The sequence below is a fragment of the Halomarina rubra genome (genome assembly GCF_023699475.1).
In the GTDB taxonomy this organism is placed as follows: domain Archaea; phylum Halobacteriota; class Halobacteria; order Halobacteriales; family Haloarculaceae; genus Halomarina; species Halomarina rubra.
In genome coordinates this window covers 335,674-353,539 of the sequence record NZ_JALXFV010000002.1, presented here as the reverse complement: position 1 = coordinate 353,539, position 17,866 = coordinate 335,674, and the positions used below count along the sequence as shown (strand labels likewise).

Genomic DNA, 17,866 nt, shown 5'->3' with positions numbered 1-17,866 from the left:
TTCGCACCCGGCCACCGCGTTCAGGCGATCACCCCGACGATGATGGCGGTGAGCAGCAGGTTGGCGAAGCTCAGCACGAGCATCCCCTTCCAGCCGATCTCGATGAGTTGGTCGATGCGGACGCGCGGCACTGCAGAGCGCGCCCACTGGGTGAACAGGTACACCGCGAGAATCTTGATGACGAACCAGAGGAAACCCGGAAGCACCGGACCCGCTGGGCCGCCGAGGAAGATGGTCGCGATGATGGCCCCACCGAGGAAGATGTGGATGAACTCCGAGAGGTAACAGAGCACGAAGTACACACTGGAGTACTCGGTCTGCCACCCCGCGACGATCTCCGTGGGTGCCTCGGGGACGTCGAACGGGTTCCGTCCGACCTCCGCGAGGTTCGCGGCCATGAACAGCACGAACGCGAACGGGTTGACGAACGCGTACCACGACGGGATGTCGAGTCCGCCGAGGGTGACGAGCGTCTGGGCCTGCTGTTCGACGATGGTGCTCATCTGCAGCGACCCCGCGAAGATGACGACCGACGCGGCCGTTACGACGAGTGGGATCTCGTAGGCGATGTTCTGTGCGACCGCGCGCAGCCCACCGAGGAACGAGAACTTGTTGTTCGAGGCGTACCCCGCCGTCACCAGCCCGAGGCTGGCGATGGAGGAGACCGCGAACACGTACGCGAGCCCCGTCTCGGGGTCGGCGATCTGGATGCCGTTCCCCATGGGGATGACGGCGAAGCCGAGCAGCGCCGACGAGACCATGATGACCGGCGCGATGTCGAACGCCGGGCGGTCGACGCCGTCGGGGATGACCAGCTCTTTCGAGAGCAGTCGGACGGCGTCGGCCACGATGATGAGCAGGCCGAACGGGCCGATACGGTTGACCGCGATGCGGTCGGTGAACGCCGCGGTGATCTTCCGCTTGCCCCAGATGCCGGAGACGGCGACGAGGGTCAGCAGGAACGTGGCGACGGCACCGGAGGCGATGACCGCCATCGCGAACGTCTCCAGTGGCCCCATCTGACCGAGACCGAGGAGGCTCCCGAGCGTGTCCGGAAGCGTCTGGACCTCGCCACCGCCGGCGGCGGAGGCGTTGGCACTGCCGTTCGCCGCACCGGCGCTGGCGTTCGAGGAGTTGTTCCCCTCCTGAAGCAGCCCCCAGTTCATCGGTCGACCTCACCGAGCACGATGTCGAGGCTGCCGAGCGACGCGATCATGTCCGGGATGTACTCGCCGTTGGACATCTCCGGGAGCGCCTGGAGGTTGGAGTAACACGGCGAGCGAATCTTGAAGCGAGCCGGCTTGTCCGTCCCGTCGGCGCGGATGTAGATGCCGAGTTCTCCCTTCGCACCCTCGACCGCACGGTACACTTCCGTGTCGTTGTCGGGCTTGAGCGTCCGGGGAACGTTGGCCTGGATCTCGCGTTCCTCCTCGGGCCAGTCTTCGAGCAGGTCGACACACTGCTCGATGATCTTCGCGGACTCCTCGACCTCCTTCATCCGAACGAGGACGCGCGAGTAGTTGTCACAGCCGTCCTCGGTGATGACGTCCCAGTCGAGTTCGGGGTAGTAGCCGTACGGGTCGTCCCGCCGCAGGTCGTAGTCGATGCCCGACCCGCGGGCGACGGGACCGGTCGTCCCGTAGCTCTTGGCCATCTCGGGGTCGAGGACGCCGGTGTTGACACACCGGAGCTGGAAGATCTCGTTGCCCGTGATGAGGTCGTGGTACTCCTCCAGTTTCGCGGGGAGGTCGTCGAGGAAGTCACGCACCTTCTCGAAGTACTCCTCGCGGGGTTCCGGGAGGTCCCACGCGACGCCGCCCAGACGGAGGTAGTTGAACATCAGCCGCTGGCCGGTGAGGTCTTCGAGCAGGTTCTGGACGATTTCACGGTCACGCGTCGAGTACATGAAGATGGCCGTGAAGTCGCCGTAGACGTCGAGCGCGAACGTCCCGACCGCGAGCATGTGGCTCGCGATACGGCACATCTCGGCGCTCATCGTCCGGATGATCTGTGCGTACTCGGGGACCTCGATGTCCGCGAGGTCCTCCGCCGTGCGCGCGTACGCCCACTCGTTGAGGATGCCCGCCGAGATGTAGTCCCAGCGGTCGGGGTACGGCATGATCTGGTGGCGGTAGGTGCCCTGCTGGCACATCTGCTCCTCACAGCGGTGGAGGTAGCCGATGTCCGGTTCGACGTCCGCGACGGTCTCGCCGTCCAGCACGGTCTTCAGGTGGAGCACACCGTGGGTCGCCGGGTGGTGGGGACCGATGTTGACGAACATCGTGTCGCCCTCGCCACCGCCCGCGCGGTGGTCCTCCTGCAGCGGGTTGGCGTGTTCACGGAAGGTGACGACCTGGGGCTGTTCCTTGTCGTAGTCCTTCCGCATGGGGTGGCCCTGCCACGTCTCCGGCAGGAGGATACGCCGGAGGTCCGGGTGGTCGTCGTACGTGATGCCCATGAGGTCGTACGCCTCGCGTTCGTGCCAGTCGGCCGTACGGAACACGGCGTTGCCCGACTGACTGTGCGGGTCGTCGTGGCTCGTGGGGACGACGACGCTGACCTCCTGGGTGGGGTCGGCGTACTTCTTCAGGTGGTAGATGCTCTCGAAGCGGTCGTCGTACTCCTGAGCGGTGACACACGAGAGGTGGTCGAAGCCGGCCTGTTGCTTCAGGCGGTCGAGTGCCTCCGCGACGCGCTCGGGACGGACGACGAACCCCTCCGCGTTGAGGTGGGACTCGCGGCCGATGACGAGGTCGCCGAGCAGGTCGTCGATGGCCTCGTAGTCGAGACCACGTTCGGTGACGCCGACCTGGTCGTGCGTGCTGGGTTCCGGTCGTTCCAGACTCATGGCGACTCAGCCCAGTTGTAGCGCATGACGAGGTCCTCCTCGTCGATCTGGTCGGCGAGGTGGCGGACGAGTTCGTCGCCCTCCAGGTCGCCGAACTGTTCGAGTTCGTACGGCTTGACCGTCACCGGCGAGGACTCGCCGTTAGCGATTCGCTCCTGCAGTTTGGCGACGCCGTAGACGAGCGCCTCGGGGCGGGGCGGGCAGCCGGGGACGTGAATGTCCACCGGGATAACCTCCTCTGCGCCCTTGATGACGTTGTAGCCCTCGTGGAACGGACCGCCGGAGATGGTACACGAACCCATCCCGACGACGAACTTCGGCTCCGGCATCTGGTCGTAGACGCGCTTCATCCGCGGGGCGAACTTCGAGACGATCGTCCCCGGGACGATGATGACGTCGGCCTGTCGAGGCGACGCCCGCGGCACGCCCGCACCGAAGCGGTCGAGGTCGTGTTTGACCGCGTAGGTGTGCATCATCTCGATGCTGCAGCACGCGATACCGAACTGCAGCATGAACATCGAGGAGCCGCGCACCCAGTTCATGAACTTATCGAACTTGGTGAGGATGAACGGCGAAGAGCCGAACGCCTCCCGGAGTTTCGAGTTGAACCGGCTGTCGACACCCTCGCCCATACGGGCCTCTTGGGTCGATTGAATCTGTTTGTCGCTACTCATGTCTCAGTCTGCCTCCGATCGCTCGTGGTCGGCTGCACCCAGCGAACCGCGCCGTTACGCCACGCCCACACGAGGCCGACGACGAGGACGCCGATGAAGACCAACATCGGAACCAGCGCCTTCGTCAGGCCCACCTGCGAGACGGCGTCGCGGTAGATGACCGTCCACGGGAAGATGAGGACCGTCTCGATGTCGAAGATGACGAACAACAGCGCAACCATGTAGTACTGGATGTTGAACCGAATGCGCGTGTTCCCCGTCGGGACTTCACCGGACTCGTAGACGGCGGTTTTCCCTTGTTCCGGCACGGTAGGGCGGATGAGCGCGGACGCGGCCATCATCCCCAGCGGAACGAGAACCGAGACCAACCCCAGCGCGCCGACTGCTATCCACGGGTTACTCATTAGTCGTATCGTATTGCCGGTTGGATGGGCCGGCATATAAGGCTTGATTCTTCCGCGTGAGGCGTTTTTCCGTCTGGTTTCGGTGGAGCGAGAGCGGTCAGGATTCGCGCCAGTCACGGGCGCTGTCGACGCCACAGCGCCGAACGGTTCCGGCAGGCGTTGCCACCGCCGAACTCGCCGGCGGACGTTCAAGAGGGGAGACGCAGCCAGACCGCCCGTGCGCTGACCGTCACCCCCGGCCGGCCAGCGGGTGTGCGACACACCGGTCGGGGGACTCCCGTGTCGCCTGTTCGCCACTCATTTCGAGCGACGTACCTCGCGCCGAGCGACGCCAGCGTCCGGACGACCGCCTCAGCGTCGCTCGCGGAACGCGTCGGTCCCCGACTCGTGGAGGTCACGCGACACCCGTCCGACGCCCGCTCGCAGGTCGTCGTGGTACGCCTCCAGGCGGTCCTCCAGTTCGGGGTACGCGCGGGCGAGCATCTGAACGACCGACAGCGCCGCGTTGAACGACTTGCCGGCGTCGACGGCGACCAGCGGCGCACCCGTCGGCATCCCGATGACCGAGTCGACGGACTTCTCCTGGACGGGGACGCCCACGACCGGCAGTGGGTACGCGAGCGACGCGACCATGTTCGGCAGGTCGGCGGCTTTCCCGCCAGCCCCGGCGACGATGGCGTCGAGGCCTCTGTCGCGTGCGGTCGTCGCGTACGCGTCCATCAGGTCCGGCGTCCGGTGCGCGCTGACGACGTACGTCTCGAAGGTGAAGCGCGCTTCCGGCAGGTCGTCGCCGTCGGTCAGTTCCTCGAAGCCGAGTTCGGTCAACGCCTCGTACGCGCCGTACATCACGTCGAGGTCCGAATCGGACCCCATCACGATACCCACCTCGGGTGTCTCCTCGGTCGGTCGGTCGCGGTCGGCCTCGGCGTGCAGGTCGTCGATGAGCGACTGGACGGGGTCGGTCATACCGGGAGAAGCGGTCGCGGGTCGCTTCGTGGTTACGGTCGGTGGCGGCGAGCTATCGAGGCTCGGTCAGCGGAACGTCACGGCGTCGCGCACCTCGCGTGCACGGTCGAGCGTCGTCTCGCGCTCCTCGCCGACGACGGTCACGTGGCCCATCTTCCGGAGTGGCCGGACCTCGCGCTTGCCGTACCAGTGGAGGTGGGCGTCCGGGGCGGACAGCACCGACTCGACACCGCTCAACTCGGCGGGTTCGGGGTCGTCGACGTCACCCAAGAGGTTCGTCGTCACGCTCACATCGCGGCGCTCGGTCGCCCCGAGGGGCCACCCGAGCACCGAGCGGGCGTGCTGTTCGAACTGCGAGCAGTGTGCGCCTTCGATGGTCCAGTGCCCCGAGTTGTGCGGGCGCGGCGCGATCTCGTTGACGAGGACGTCCTCGCCGACCTGGAACAGTTCGATGCCGAACACGCCGCGACCGTCCATGGCGTCGAGCACGTCGGTCGCCACCTCGCGGGCGCGCTCGGCGACGGCGTCGCTCGTTCGCGCAGGTTGGACGCTCTCGCGCAGGATCTCTTCCTCGTGGACCGTCTCGGTGACGGGGTAGGTCGCGGTCTCGCCGTCGGCTCCGCGAACGCCGATGACCGACAGTTCGCGCTCGAACGGCACCATCGCTTCGGCGAGCGCACCGTGTTCGTCCGTACCGCCGAGTTCGTCCAGCGCGACCTCGCACTCCTCGGGCGACTCGACCGGGAGGTTGCCGCGACCGTCGTAGCCACCCTGTCTGGCTTTCAGCATGACGGGCCAGCCGAGGGCCTCGCCCGCCGCGCGGAGGTCGGTCTCGTCGTCGACGGCGACGAAGTCGGGGACCGGAATGTCCGCCCCGGCGAGCCACTCCTTCTCGAGCAGTTTGTCCTGCGTCCGCCGGAGCGTCTCGGGCGAGGGGTGGACGGGCGTGTCGGTCTCCTCGCGGACCCGTTCGAGCGCGTCGGCGTCGGCGAGTTCGATCTCGTAGGTCAGTACGTCGACGCCCTCGGCGAGCGCGGTGATGGCCGCCTCGTCGTCGAACGCGGCGGCGACCGTGTCGGCGACGACCGGCGCGGCCGGCGGGTCGGGCGTCGGGTCGAGCGCGACGACCTGCACGCCGAGCGGGCCGGCCGCCTCCCCGAGCATCCGAGCGAGTTGGCCACCGCCGACGACGCCGACGGTCGGACCGGGGCTCCTGAGGTTCACACCCGGTGGTGCCGTCGCGGGGAGGTTAACCGTAGTGGATGGCGCTCGGGGTCGGGGGGCGCACCGCGGCGGCCGCGGTGACCGTCGCGCCGGTCGCCGTGCCGTTCGAGGCGGCACCGCCCGACGCGTCGGCCTGCGTCATCGACCCGTCGACGGCCCCCTCGGTGGCGTCGTCGACCAGCACCTCGGATTCGACGTCCGCCATCGGGTTCTCACCCTCGGGGAGCCGCGAGGTGTCGACGAGGAACACCCACCGCGACCCGTACGAACGCATCGTCCGGACGGTGACGGTGTAGTCGGAGAACTGTGCTTCCAGCGTCGAGCGCTGGTCGGCCGTCGAGACGACGACCGGCGGGCGCTCCTCGGCGAGCCGCCGCAGGTCGCCGAGGTCCTCGGCACAGGCCGTCTCCGCGTCGGCGCGTTCGAGGTACCACGGGAGCGGCAGCGAGTTGAACCACCCGCTACTCCCGGTACACGACGGCCGCTGATAGATGGACTTCCCGTCCACGAGGGAACTGCCGTAGATGACGACGTCGGTCCCCTCGTTCCGTTCGGCGAGCAGTTCCAGAGCCGCCATCTCGGGGTGGATGTCCGCGGCTGGCTGGGCGTACTGGACGAGGTCGTTCGAGTCGGCTTGTGGGTCGACGAAGCTGGTCTGGTAGGCCGTGTACGTCGGGACGCTGACGAGGAGGACGACGACGAGTGCGGCGAGACCGTAGCTCGCCAAGTCGTCGCTGGCCCGCGCTCGGCGGCCCCAGCGGACAAACGCGCCGAGGGCGACGGCAGCCGGGATGGTCAACGGCAGGACGACGTTCACCGCCGCCCAGGGCGCTTTGATGTCGGTGATGATGGGGTAGCCCAGCAGCGAGGCGACTCCCCAGAGGAACGCGACGACGACGACCGGTCTGGGGCCACCCTCCCGCACGGAGTCGAGGAGGAACCCGACGACGGCGAGCAGGCCGACGACGAGCGCGCCCGCGCCCATCGTCTCGACGAGGTGAACGAGGTACGGCAGGTACGCGTGGTCGGTCTTCTCGCTGTTGATCCAGATGCTCATGAACGACTCGAACGATCCGACGGTCGCCTCCTCGACGAGCGCCGGGAACTGGAGCGGGTCGGCGAGCGTCGTCCCGACCGTGACGCCCGAGGCACCTCGCGGCGCGTAGAACAGCACGATGACCGCGAAGAACAGGACGAGACAGATCACGGCGACGCCGAGTCCGTACAGGAGTCGGCCACCGAGGTCGCGGGCGTTCAGCGACGCCCGGACGCCACCGTCGGCCTGCGGGGACGGCCAGTCGGGGCCGACGAGGCGGTCGCGACGCCGAGCGAGCCACGCCCGAATCGGGGTCTCGCCGTGGGTTCGGGCCGCGAACAGGCGGAGGTAGCCGTAGACGGCGACTCCGCCGAGCCAACAGAGGACGTACACGGGCGCGTTCTCCTTGACGGTGAACCCGAGCGCGACGAACACGACGCCGGCGAACAGATAGCGGAGGCTGCGCGTCCCGACGAACCGGACGAACAACAGGAACGCGACGAACATGAACGCCCCCACCAGCGGGTCTCCGCGCATGAACCGCCCATAGTACAACAGGAGGGGGTTGAGCGCGAGGAAGAACGCGAGCGCCAGCAGCTCCTCGGTGTCGAAGCGGTCCCGGAGGAGCAACACCGACAGCGGGACCAGCCCCGTCAACAGCGCGGGGACGTACCGCAGCGTCGCGTCGGTCGCGCCGAACACGTCGAAGACGAGCGGCGTGACGATCTCGTAGAACGGCCCGTGGATGATGGGCCGGTAGCTGAACTCGCCGCTCTCGGCGTAGTCGAGGATCCACCACGCGACGCGGCCTTCGTCCCAGTGGGCCACCCGACCGCCGAGGTCGAGGAAGCGAGCGACGAGGGCGACGACCGAGAGGACGAGGACGCCGCCGACGGCGAGTCGTCGGTCGTCCGTCCCGTCGGTCGAGGGTCCGACAGCCATTACCCGGTACTGCCTGCCCCACCTAAGGAACCTTGTGGTTCGTCAGTTCCTCGTTTGATACGTCGACGCTGCCGACAGCGGTACTTCTATGGCCCGGCCATGCCACCGCACGCCTATGACACGGCTCGGACTAGTGGTCGCGCGGTTCAACCGCTCGGTCACCGAACAGATGGAAGAACGCGCGCACGAAGCCGCCAGTGCGCGCGACGTCGAGGTCGTCGAGACGCTCCACGTCCCCGGCGCGTACGACGCACCGCTCGCCGCCGACCGCCTCGCCCGTCGCGACGACGTGGACGCCGTCGCCGCCATCGGCGCTATCGTCACCGGCGACACCGACCACGACCAGGTCATCGCGAACGCCGCCGCCCAGAAACTCACCGACGTGAGCTTAGAGCGCGACAAACCCGTCACGCTCGGCATCGTCGGGCCGGGGATGAGCGGCGCGGAGGCGCGCGAACGCGTCGGGAACGCCGCGAAGGCCGTCGAGGGCGCGGCCGACCTCGTGGAGGCGCTCTGATGACGATGGAGTTCGCCGACCGCGTCACTCGCGTCGAACCGAGCGCGACCGTCGCCGTCAGCAACCTCGCCTCGCAACTCGAAGCCGACGGCGTCGACGTCGTCGACCTCTCGGTGGGCGAACCCGACTTCGACACCCCACAGGCGGTCGTCGACGCCGGCAAGGCCGCCATCGACGACGGCCACACCGGCTACGCGCCTTCGAAGGGAGTTCCCGAACTCCGCGAGGCCATCGCCGACTCGCTCGGCGAGCGCGGGTTGCCCTACACCGACGACCAGATCATCGTCACGCCTGGCGGCAAGCAGGGCCTCTTCGAGACGTTCCAGGCGCTCGTTGACGAGGGCGACGAGGTCGTCCTGCTGGACCCCGCGTGGGTCTCCTATCAGGCGATGGTGAAACTCGCGGGCGGCACGCTCAAGCGCGTCGACCTGACGCCACACGAGTTCCAACTCGAACCCGCACTCGACGAGTTGGGCGAGGCCATCACCGACGACACCGCGCTCGTCGTCGTCAACTCCCCGAACAACCCGACCGGCGCGGTGTACTCCGAGACCGCACTGGAGGCAGTCCGCGACCTCGCGGTCGACCACGACGCCACCGTTCTCTCCGACGAGATCTACGACCGCATCACCTACGACGCCGACGCCATCAGCCTCGGCTCGCTCGACGGGATGGGCGACCGGACCGTCACCCTCAACGGGTTCTCGAAGGCGTACTCGATGACCGGGTGGCGACTCGGCTACATCGCCGGTCCCGACGAGTTCGTGGACGAGGCGTCGAAGATACAGAGCCACTCGGTGACGTGTGCGACGAACTTCGTCCAGCACGCGGGTGTCGCGGCGCTCGAAGAGTGCGACGACTTCGTCGCCGAGATGCGCGACGCGTTCGCCGACCGGCGCGAGTTGGTCGTCGACCTGTTCGCCGAGGAGGGCGTCGACGTCCCCATCGGCGACGGTGCGTTCTACGCGATGGTTCCAGTCGCCGACGACGACCAGGAGTGGTGTGAGACCGCAATCGAACAGGCCCACGTCGCGATGGTCCCCGGCGGGGCGTTCGGTGCCGGCGGCTACGCCCGGATGAGCTACGCCGCGAGCGAGGAGCGCCTGCGAGAGGGTGTCGAGCGGTTGGCCGACGCCGACCTGTTGTAACGCGCGAGACGCCCGCCTCAGTCGTCGGCTTCTGGCGTCGCCGCTGCCGGCATTCGCTCGGCGAGGTACTCCTCCATGATGCGGTAGGCGCGGATCTTCTGGTCGATGTCGGCCGAGCCGTGGCCCTCCTCGCCCAACTCCTCGTAGCGGAACTCGTCACCGTCGGTCCAGCCACGCTCCTCCAGCGCGTCGCGGAAGATGCGCGCCTGACTCACCGGACAGCGCGGGTCGTTGACGCCGTGGACCATCAGGATGGACGCGATCATGTCCTCGACGTGGGTGACCGGCGAGCGCTCGCGGTAGAACTCCGCGTTCTCCTCGGGGTCACCGAGTTGCTGTTCGAGCGTCGTCTTGAAGTGCGGCATCGACTCCTCGTACAGCGCCTGGAGGTCGGTGATGCCGACCCACGCGATGCCTGTCGTCCACACGTCGGGGTACATCGTCAGCTGGCAGTACGCGCTGTAGCCGCCGTAGGAACCGCCGTAGACGGCGAGTCGGTCGTCGTCGACGTACTCCTGCTGGCGGAGCCACGTCGCGGCCTCGCGAACGTCGACCTGCTCCATCCCGCCCCAGTCGTGGTGGACGCGGTTCTTGAACTCGCGGCCGCGGCCGGTCGACCCGCGGTAGTTCGGCAGGAAGACGGTGTAGCCACGCGAGACGAGGAACTGCGCGTAGGCGTTGAAACTGCGGAGCGACTGGGCGTGTGGGCCACCGTGGACCATCACGACGGCGGGGACGTCGGTCGCGTCGTCGTCGACGGCGGGACCGTCGCGGGCGTCGTAGTGGAGCGCGCCGATGCCGAGTCCGTCTTCGGAGTCGTAGGTGACGAACTCGCAGTCGGCGAACGCGTCGGGGTCGATGTCGCCGTAGTCGGCCTCGACGAGCGTCTCGTAGCTGTCGTCCGTGAGGTCGTAGCGGAGGAGATTCCCTCGCGCGTCGGGCGTCGTCTGGGTGAGCAGGACCGTCCCGTCGCCGACCAGACACTCGTCGCCGCCGAACGCCGCGACGCCGAGTGGCGCGTCGAGTTCGCGGGCCTCGCCATCGGCGTAGACCACCGGCACGACGGCGGCCTCGCGGTAGCGTAGCGCGAGGAAGTCGCCGGCGTCGTCGTCCCCGAGCGAGGCGACCGGTTGCTCCTCGAACTCGCTCGCGAACCACTCGACGGAGTCGGTGTCGAGGTCGTAGATACCGCTCCGGCCGAGGTCCTCGGAGTTGTCGCCGACCAGCAGTTCGGTGGGCGAGAGCCAGTCGACGGGAGCGGCTTCGGCACCCTCCTCGCCGACGTGGAGGTTCCGGGCGTTCGAGCCGTCGGCGTCTTCCGTGGCGCGTGGCCCCACGCTCGCCACGTAGACGTCCTTGTTGTCCAAATCGTCGGACTCGTTGACCATGTAGGCGATACGCTCGCCGTCGGGCGACAGTTCGAGCGTGTACACCGGCTGGTCGTAGTCGGTGAGGCGCTCGTCGGTGTCGGTCTCGCGGTCGTAGCGGTGGACGTTCATCTGGCCCTCGGCCGTCGAGACGTAGAACAGCCAGCGGCCGTCGTCGCTGACGGCCTGGAAGTGGCTCTGTCCGTCGTTGGTGACCAGCGGGTCGCGCTCGCGGCTGTCGAGGTCGAAGCGGTAGACGTCGTTCTGCTCGTCGCCGTCGTCGTCGAGGTGGAACAGGACGCCCTCGCCGTCAGCGTCCCACGCGATACCGTGGCGCGGTTGACGGGGCACCTCGCCGTCGCTCACCTGCTCGCGCTCGCCGGTCGCGAGGTCCTGGACGTACAGTTCGTTCCGACCGGTCGCGTCGTAGTAGAACGCGATGCGCGACCCGTCCGGGGAGACGGTCGGGTGGTAGAACGACGGAAGGCTGGCCAACTCTTCGAGCGGGTACTCCGCGGGCATTGCTCACGCGTCGGAGAGACGCCCCTTAGTGGTTTCCAGAACTGCCGTTCTGTAATATCTATGTCAATAGTGGTGTCGTTCAGCAGCGCTCCTCGCAGACGCGCTCGATGATGTCGCCCGTCGAGTACAGCGCGTCGTCGGCTTCGAGTGCGGAGGCCCGGCGGACAACACAGTCGATACCCCGGTCTTCGAGCGCGGCCGCGATGGCGTCGTCGTCGTGGTGCTGGTCGTGGCCGAGGACGATGACCGAGGGCTGGATCTGCTCGATGGGGACGAAGATGTCCTCGCGGTGCCCGAGGTGGGCCTCGGCGACGGGGTCGAGCGCTTCGACCATCCGCCGTCGTTGCTCGTCGGGGACGATGGGTTTCGGTTTGTGGGTGACGTTCTCGCGGCGGGCGATGATGACGTGGAGTTCGCCGAACGCGGCGGCCTCCCGCAGGTAGTGGACGTGGCCCGGGTGGAGGATGTCGAAGGTGCCCTGTGCGACGACCCGCGACTCCCCGCGTGCGTGGTCGTCGCCTCGGTCGGTCATCGCTCGTCCTCCGGGTCGTCGTAGAGGTCGTAACCCAACTCGGCGTCGATGTCCTCCTGTGTGAAGTCGAAGAACCGCTCCTCGCGGTCGGGGATGTCGACGTCGATGACCCGGAGGTCGCGAACCCGCCCCTCCTGGTCGAACGCCTCCCAGTCGTCGGGACCGTACGGCGCGCCGATGATGATGTGGACGGTCCCCTTCCCGAACGTCGCGAGGTCGGCGTCGCTCGGCCGGAGTACGCCGTTGGGGTGGGAGTGGACCGACCCCTGCGCGCGCATGTCGTTGGGGATCATGCTGGTCTTGACGGTGGCGCTCACCGGGTTCGACTCGGTGCCGGGGATGACCAGCACGTCGGTGATGACCGTCCCATCCTCGTCGAGACCGAGCGAGCGGGCGTCCTCGCCGCGGAGCAGTCCCATGTACTCGTTGGGGTGGGTCTGTGCGGACGCCTCCAGCGCGAAGTCCAGCGTCGACTCCGCGATACCGACGACGCCGCTCGACCGGAACAGCCGCATAGCCGAACCGACGTGGGGTTTTCATATACGGGTTCCGGAACGGGTGACCCCTGGTCGACCGTCGTTCGCTGCCGGCGGCGACCGGTTCACCGTCCAGCGCGTCGCTCCGGGCGACGACCGCCCCCGAGTCGCCAGCGCGCCCGCTCGCGAGCGTGCTTGCCAACGCTTAAAACCGACCGGGTCCGAACCCTCCTCAATGCCACCCACGTACGCGGATTCGTCCGATGCGGACGGCAGTTCTACCTCCTCCACGGTCGTCTACGACCTCGCACCAGACTGCACCGTCGACGCCGTCGAAGTCGACGCGAACTACCACGCCACGGTCAACGGCGTCGTCCCCTACGGCGTCTTCGTCGACCTCTCGGACCACGTCTCCGGCCTCGTCCACGAGTCGGTCCTCGACGGCGACTACGACGTCGGCGACTCGTTCATCGTCCACCTCGACGAGGTCCGTGAGAACGGCGACCTCAGCTTCAGCGAGGCCAGCCCGGCCGACTACACCACCGAGGCCGTCGGCCCGGAGAACGACGCGACCGTCGACGAACTCGACGACAAGGTCGGCAACGCGGTCCGCCTGACCGGCACCGTCGTCCAGATTCGCCAGACCGCCGGTCCCACCGTCTTCCACCTCCGCGACGCGGGCGGCATCGTTCCGTGTGCGGCGTTCGAGGAGGCCGGCGTTCGCGCGTACCCCGACGTCGAGATCGACGACCTCGTGACCGTCGTCGGCGAGGTCGAGTCGCGCAACGGTTCGCTCCAGGTCGAGGTCGAGTCCCTCGACACCGACACCGACGAGGCAGCGGCCACCGACCTCGACGCGGCGCTCGAGGAGGCCGCCCAGCCCGCGACGCCCGACCCGCTCGTCGAGTGGGAGGCGTTCGAACCGGTCCGCGAGGACCTCGAATCGGTCGCGGCGACGCTCAAGCGCGCCGTCCTCGACGGCCGACCCATCCGGATGCGCCATCACGCCGACGGCGACGGGATGTGTGCGGCGGTGCCGCTCCAGTACGCGCTCGCTCGCTACGTCCAGTCGGTCCACGTCGACCCCGGCGAGACCCGCCACCACCTCCGGCGACTGCCGTCGAAGGCTCCGTTCTACGAGATGGAGGACGTCACGCGTGACCTGAACTACGCGCTGGAAGACCAGGAGCGCCACGGCCAGAAGCTCCCCCTCCTCCTCATGCTCGACAACGGGTCGACCGAGGAGGACACGCCCGCCTACCGGACGCTGTCGGAGTACGACATGCCCATCGTCGTCCTCGACCACCACCACCCCGACCCCGAGGCCGTCGAACCGTACCTCGACGAGCACGTCAACCCGTACCTCCACGACGAGGACTACCGCATCACGACCGGCATGATGTGCGTCGAACTCGCGCGGATGATCGACCCCGACGTGACCGAGGAGGTCCGTCACGTCCCCGCCGTCGCCGGTCTCTGTGACCGCTCGCGCGCGGAAGTGATGGACGAGTACATCGCACTCGCCGACGAGGCGGGCTACGACGAGGACGACCTGGAAGACATCGGCGAGGCGCTCGACTACGCCGCGTTCTGGCTGCGGTACAACGACGGCAGCGGCCTCGTCGACGACGTGCTCAACGTCGACTGCGACGACGACCAGCGCCACCGCGACATCGTCGAGTTCCTCGCGAGTCACGCCGAGCGCGACCGGGACCGCCAACTCGACGTGACCCTGCCCCACACCGAGAGCGAGGAGCTCGCCAACGGCGCGAACCTCTATCGCGTCGACGTGGAGAACCACGCCCACCGCTTCACCTACCCCGCTCCGGGCAAGACCACGGGCGCGGTCCACGACCACAAGGTCCGCGAGCACGACGGCGACCCCGTCATCACCATCGGCTTCGGGCCGGACTTCGCCGTCCTCCGCAGTGACGGCGTCCGACTCGACATCCCCGAGATGGTCACGCAGTTGACCGACGAACACCCCGGCGCGGGCGTCTCGGGTGGCGGCCACCTCGTCGTCGGCTCCATCAAGTTCGTCTCGGGCAAGCGCGAGCAGGTGCTCGACGCGCTCGTCGAGAAGATGGCCGAAGCCGACATCGACGAAGACCTCCGCTCGACGCTGCTGCGCGACTGAACCGGGCGCACGATACGACGGCTCCGCCTCCACTTCTCACCGCTCGAACTCGAACCGGCGAGCGACCGCCAGCACCACGAGCACGCCAGCGACGAGCGCCACCAGCGCGCCGACCGGGACGCGCTCGCTACCGACGGCACCGTCGCCGCGCCAGTCGCTCGCGAACACCGCGCCGTAGTAGTCGCCGACCTCGTCGCCCGAGAGGACGAGTGCGACTTCTCGGTTCTCGCGGGCGGCGTGGGGATTCCAGTTCAGACTCCCGACGACGACGTGCTCGCCGTCGACGACCGCACCCTTCGCGTGAATCTTCTCGAACGCTCCGTTCGCGTCGGCGAGTCGGACCGTCAGCGGTAGGTCCCCCCGCTCCGCGCGAGCGTTCAGGCGGTCGGCGAGCGCCCGGTCCTCCTCGCGGACGTACCACGTCCCGGAGAGGAGGACGCGCACCTCGACGCCTCGCTCGGCGGCCGCGACGAGTTCCCGGGTGAACGGGCCGTCCGGTCCGCCGAGGCCCATCTGGACGACGTCGACCGAGTCGCTGGCGTTCCGGAGGAGCGAACGGACGCCGGACTCGGCGTTGTCCGGGGCGACGAGCAGTCGGACCCGATCCGCGCTGAGCGTCGCGGGGTCGAACTGCCGCGGGAACGACCCGTCGGTGGGTGTACTCGCCTCGAACGACCGGTCCTCACGGAACGAACTCCAGGTCCGGGCCGCTCGCCACCGGAAGTCCCCGACGAACGTCGCGGCGAGGCGGTCGGCGACGCTCGCGTCGCGGACGACGGCCCCCCACCCGCGCGAGGAGTTTCCGCCGGTTCCGGCTGGTTTCCAGTTCTCGGTCAGGACGAGCGCCCGGTCGTCGGCGACGGCGTACTTCGAGTGGTGGTAGTCGTAGCGCGCGTATGGACCGTCGACGACGCGGACGGGAACGCCCTCGCCGACGAGTCGGTCGAGGACACGGGCTTCGGCGCGGGGGATGCCTCCGACCGGACCGCCCTCGACCAGCACGCGGACGGCGACACCGCGACGGTGGGCGGCGAGGAGTGCCTCGGTGACCCGCGAGGAGGTGAGCGTGTAGCCCGCCAGCAGGAGGCGCTCGTCGGCCCGCGCGAGCGTCTCGGTCACCACGTCGGGCGCGTCCGGGAGGGCGAACGCCGTCACGTTCGCGTCTCGTGTCGACGCGACGTCGTAGTCGCTCGCGCCGAGTGGGACCCACCGCCAGCGCGTACTCGTGGCCGTGCGCTCGGTGGTCTTGGACCGCCGGTATGTCTCGGCTTCGGGGGCGTCCTCGTAGCGGATGGTCCCGACGACGTGCTCGCCCGCTCGCAGTTCGAGTCGTTCGCCGCCGTTGGCCAGCGAGAGGTCGCCCGTCGCGGCGACGACCGGCGAGTCGACCACCCCCCGAACGCGGTCGGGAGCGGCCGCCACAACGACCCGGCCGCTCGCGTCCCGTTCGGGCGCAAGACAGCCTTCGTCGTCGCAGACGCGGTAGTCCCGGAGGTCGACCCCCTCGGGAACGTGGACGACGAGGAACTCCCCGACGTCGCCCTCGGCGACCGGGTTCGGGTGGACGCCGACGAGCGCGGGGGAACGGTCGGCCGGTGAGGGCGACTGACCTTCGGGCGAGGGGAGGGGCGTCACGTCGGCCGTCACGGGCGGGAGCGCTGCCGCTGTGAGGCAGACGACGAGCAGTAGCGCGACTGTTCGGCGGTTCACGCAGCGCGTTGGCCCGGTACTAGAGTAAAAAGGTCCGGAACGGGTGTCCGAGTGTCAGGCCGCGGGTTCGGCGCGTTCGCCGTCGTCGTCGAGCGCGTCGCGTGCCTTCTCGGCCTCCGTCTGGACGATGTACGAGCGGTCGTCGCTGTGCTCGCTGGCGGCTTTCAGCGCTTCTTCGGTCCCGATCTGGTTGAGCGCCCACGCCGCGCTCGTGCGGACCGAGTCGTCGTCGTCCTCGTCGAGCAGGTCCGACAGCGGGTCGATGGCGCGCGTGTCGCCGATCTGACCGAGTGCGCGAGCGGCGTTCGAGCGAATCTCTGGGTCCTCGGCGACGAGTCGGTCGGCGACGGTCTGGGTCGCCTCCTCGTCGCCGATGGAGCCGACCGCACGGAGCACGACGCGCTGGAGCGGCGGGTTGGCGTCGCCCTCGATGAACTCCAGCAGCGTGTCGAGCGCGCGCGCGTCGCCGATCTTCCCGAGCACCTCGATGGGGAGGACCTTGCGGCGCTGGGCGCGCTCGTTCATCTCCTCGTACGCCTCGGGGGGTGCGAGGCGCTTGAGCGCCATCATGCAGTTCTCCTGCATGAACTCGGAGTCGAACGTGTCGAGTGCGAGCAGGATGGGTTCGGGGTCGCGTTCGCGCTCGGCGATGCGAACCACGGAGAGTTCGGGCGGGAAGTCCTTGCGGTTCTTCCCCGTGAGCACGTCGTAGAACCCCTGGTAGTCCAGTTGCTCGACGACGGTGAGGTCGTCCCACTCCTCGGCGTCGTCGAGGTCCGACTGGAGGCCCTCGGCGGTCTCCAGCAGGGTGGCGATGGTCTCCGCGTCGTCGTCCGCGTCGAGGTCGGCACCACGGACCGTCTCGGCGGCGGACTCGACCGCGTCCGCGTGTGCGTCGAGGTCGTCGCCGGAGGCGGTGGCGACGCTCGCGTCGAGCGTCTCGTCGAGGTCGTTCAGACGCACGTCGACGGCCTCGCGGACCGCTCCCTCGCCGGTGTCGGTCCAGCGAGTGTCCCGGATGGTGCCCGCGGCGGTCTCCAGTTCCTCGGCGACGTCCTCGCCGTAGGGACCGCGCTGGTCCTCGATACCGTCGCGGACTGCCGAGATGCGGTCCTCGAGGTCGCCCTTCGGGTCCTCCTCGGCGTCGTCGTCGGCCTCGGGTAGCGTCTCGACCTTCGCTTCGACGTCGTCGAGGTCGTTCTCGACTGCGTCGAGGTCGGATTCGGTTTCGGCTGCGTCGAGGTCCTCCTCGACCGCGTCGAGCTGTTCGTCGAGTTCCTCTGGAGAGGCGACCGGCTCCGACGCGTCCTCGTCGGCGGAGTCGGGGGTCTCCTCGGTGTCGTCATCCCCGTCGCTCATGGCG

The 17,866-nt window shown here is 68.5% G+C and carries 15 protein-coding genes; 3 read left to right on the top strand and 12 right to left on the bottom strand.

Annotation, left to right across the window (positions count from 1 at the left end; all coding sequences use genetic code 11):
• Nucleotides 1-20: 20 nt before the first annotated feature.
• The 7 genes from M1L36_RS03080 to M1L36_RS03050 all read right to left on the bottom strand — a co-directional run bounded on the left by M1L36_RS03080 (nt 21) and on the right by M1L36_RS03050 (nt 8,094).
• A complete protein-coding gene (locus M1L36_RS03080) occupies nt 21-1,166 on the bottom strand; it encodes a complex I subunit 1/NuoH family protein (protein WP_379819504.1) in 1,146 nt (381 codons plus the stop codon).
• A complete protein-coding gene (locus M1L36_RS03075; RefSeq protein ID WP_250872245.1) occupies nt 1,163-2,848 on the bottom strand; it encodes an NADH-quinone oxidoreductase subunit D in 1,686 nt (561 codons plus the stop codon). The genes M1L36_RS03080 and M1L36_RS03075 overlap by 4 nt, the downstream gene beginning before the upstream one ends.
• A complete protein-coding gene (locus tag M1L36_RS03070; RefSeq protein ID WP_250872244.1) occupies nt 2,845-3,522 on the bottom strand; it encodes an NADH-quinone oxidoreductase subunit B in 678 nt (225 codons plus the stop codon). Before M1L36_RS03070 ends, M1L36_RS03075 begins: the two co-directional genes overlap by 4 nt.
• Nucleotides 3,519-3,926: an NADH-quinone oxidoreductase subunit A gene (locus M1L36_RS03065; protein ID WP_250872243.1), complete on the bottom strand. Its 408-nt coding sequence runs from the start codon at nt 3,924-3,926 to the stop codon at nt 3,519-3,521. Before M1L36_RS03065 ends, M1L36_RS03070 begins: the two co-directional genes overlap by 4 nt.
• Before the next feature lie 351 nt (nt 3,927-4,277).
• A complete protein-coding gene (purE, locus tag M1L36_RS03060; RefSeq protein WP_250872242.1) occupies nt 4,278-4,892 on the bottom strand; it encodes a 5-(carboxyamino)imidazole ribonucleotide mutase in 615 nt (204 codons plus the stop codon).
• A gap of 66 nt (nt 4,893-4,958) precedes the next feature.
• Nucleotides 4,959-6,116 carry a 5-(carboxyamino)imidazole ribonucleotide synthase gene (locus M1L36_RS03055; protein ID WP_250872241.1) on the bottom strand — a complete coding sequence of 386 codons (1,158 nt, stop codon included), beginning with the start codon at nt 6,114-6,116 and terminating at the stop codon, nt 4,959-4,961.
• 25 nt (nt 6,117-6,141) lie between these two features.
• Entirely contained in the window at nt 6,142-8,094 is a 1,953-nt protein-coding gene (locus tag M1L36_RS03050; RefSeq protein ID WP_250872240.1) for a flippase activity-associated protein Agl23, read from the bottom strand.
• A 115-nt stretch (nt 8,095-8,209) separates the two neighbouring features.
• Between M1L36_RS03050 and ribH the strand changes: the two genes are divergently transcribed.
• Together ribH and M1L36_RS03040 are read left to right on the top strand one after the other, a co-directional pair.
• Nucleotides 8,210-8,611: a 6,7-dimethyl-8-ribityllumazine synthase gene (gene ribH / locus M1L36_RS03045; RefSeq protein ID WP_250872239.1), complete on the top strand. Its 402-nt coding sequence runs from the start codon at nt 8,210-8,212 to the stop codon at nt 8,609-8,611.
• On the top strand, nt 8,611-9,759 hold the full coding sequence (locus M1L36_RS03040; protein WP_369694201.1) for a pyridoxal phosphate-dependent aminotransferase: 1,149 nt from the start codon (nt 8,611-8,613) through the stop codon (nt 9,757-9,759). The genes ribH and M1L36_RS03040 overlap by 1 nt, the downstream gene beginning before the upstream one ends.
• 17 nt (nt 9,760-9,776) lie before the next feature.
• Here M1L36_RS03040 and M1L36_RS03035 read toward each other — a convergent pair whose 3' ends face one another.
• The 3 genes from M1L36_RS03035 to M1L36_RS03025 all read right to left on the bottom strand — a co-directional run bounded on the left by M1L36_RS03035 (nt 9,777) and on the right by M1L36_RS03025 (nt 12,695).
• Nucleotides 9,777-11,648 carry a S9 family peptidase gene (locus tag M1L36_RS03035; RefSeq protein ID WP_250872238.1) on the bottom strand — a complete coding sequence of 624 codons (1,872 nt, stop codon included), beginning with the start codon at nt 11,646-11,648 and terminating at the stop codon, nt 9,777-9,779.
• 79 nt (nt 11,649-11,727) lie between these two features.
• The gene (locus M1L36_RS03030) at nt 11,728-12,180 is read right to left on the bottom strand and encodes an FAD synthase family protein (RefSeq protein WP_250872237.1); all 453 of its coding nucleotides are present in this window, start codon (nt 12,178-12,180) and stop codon (nt 11,728-11,730) included.
• Nucleotides 12,177-12,695, bottom strand: a complete 519-nt coding sequence (locus tag M1L36_RS03025; protein WP_250872236.1) for a Mov34/MPN/PAD-1 family protein — start codon at nt 12,693-12,695, stop codon at nt 12,177-12,179. Before M1L36_RS03025 ends, M1L36_RS03030 begins: the two co-directional genes overlap by 4 nt.
• A gap of 196 nt (nt 12,696-12,891) precedes the next feature.
• Here M1L36_RS03025 and han point away from each other — a divergent pair, with 196 nt between their 5' ends.
• Nucleotides 12,892-14,793, top strand: a complete 1,902-nt coding sequence (gene han, locus M1L36_RS03020) for a Hef-associated nuclease (protein WP_250872235.1) — start codon at nt 12,892-12,894, stop codon at nt 14,791-14,793.
• Nucleotides 14,794-14,829: 36 nt separating this feature from the next.
• Here han and M1L36_RS03015 read toward each other — a convergent pair whose 3' ends face one another.
• Both M1L36_RS03015 and M1L36_RS03010 read right to left on the bottom strand, forming a co-directional pair.
• Nucleotides 14,830-16,503 (bottom strand): phospholipase D-like domain-containing protein, encoded by a 1,674-nt coding sequence (locus M1L36_RS03015; protein WP_250872234.1) that lies wholly within the window; start codon nt 16,501-16,503, stop codon nt 14,830-14,832.
• Nucleotides 16,504-16,557: 54 nt separating this feature from the next.
• Nucleotides 16,558-17,862, bottom strand: a complete 1,305-nt coding sequence (locus tag M1L36_RS03010; protein WP_250872233.1) for a HEAT repeat domain-containing protein — start codon at nt 17,860-17,862, stop codon at nt 16,558-16,560.
• Nucleotides 17,863-17,866 lie beyond the last annotated feature (4 nt).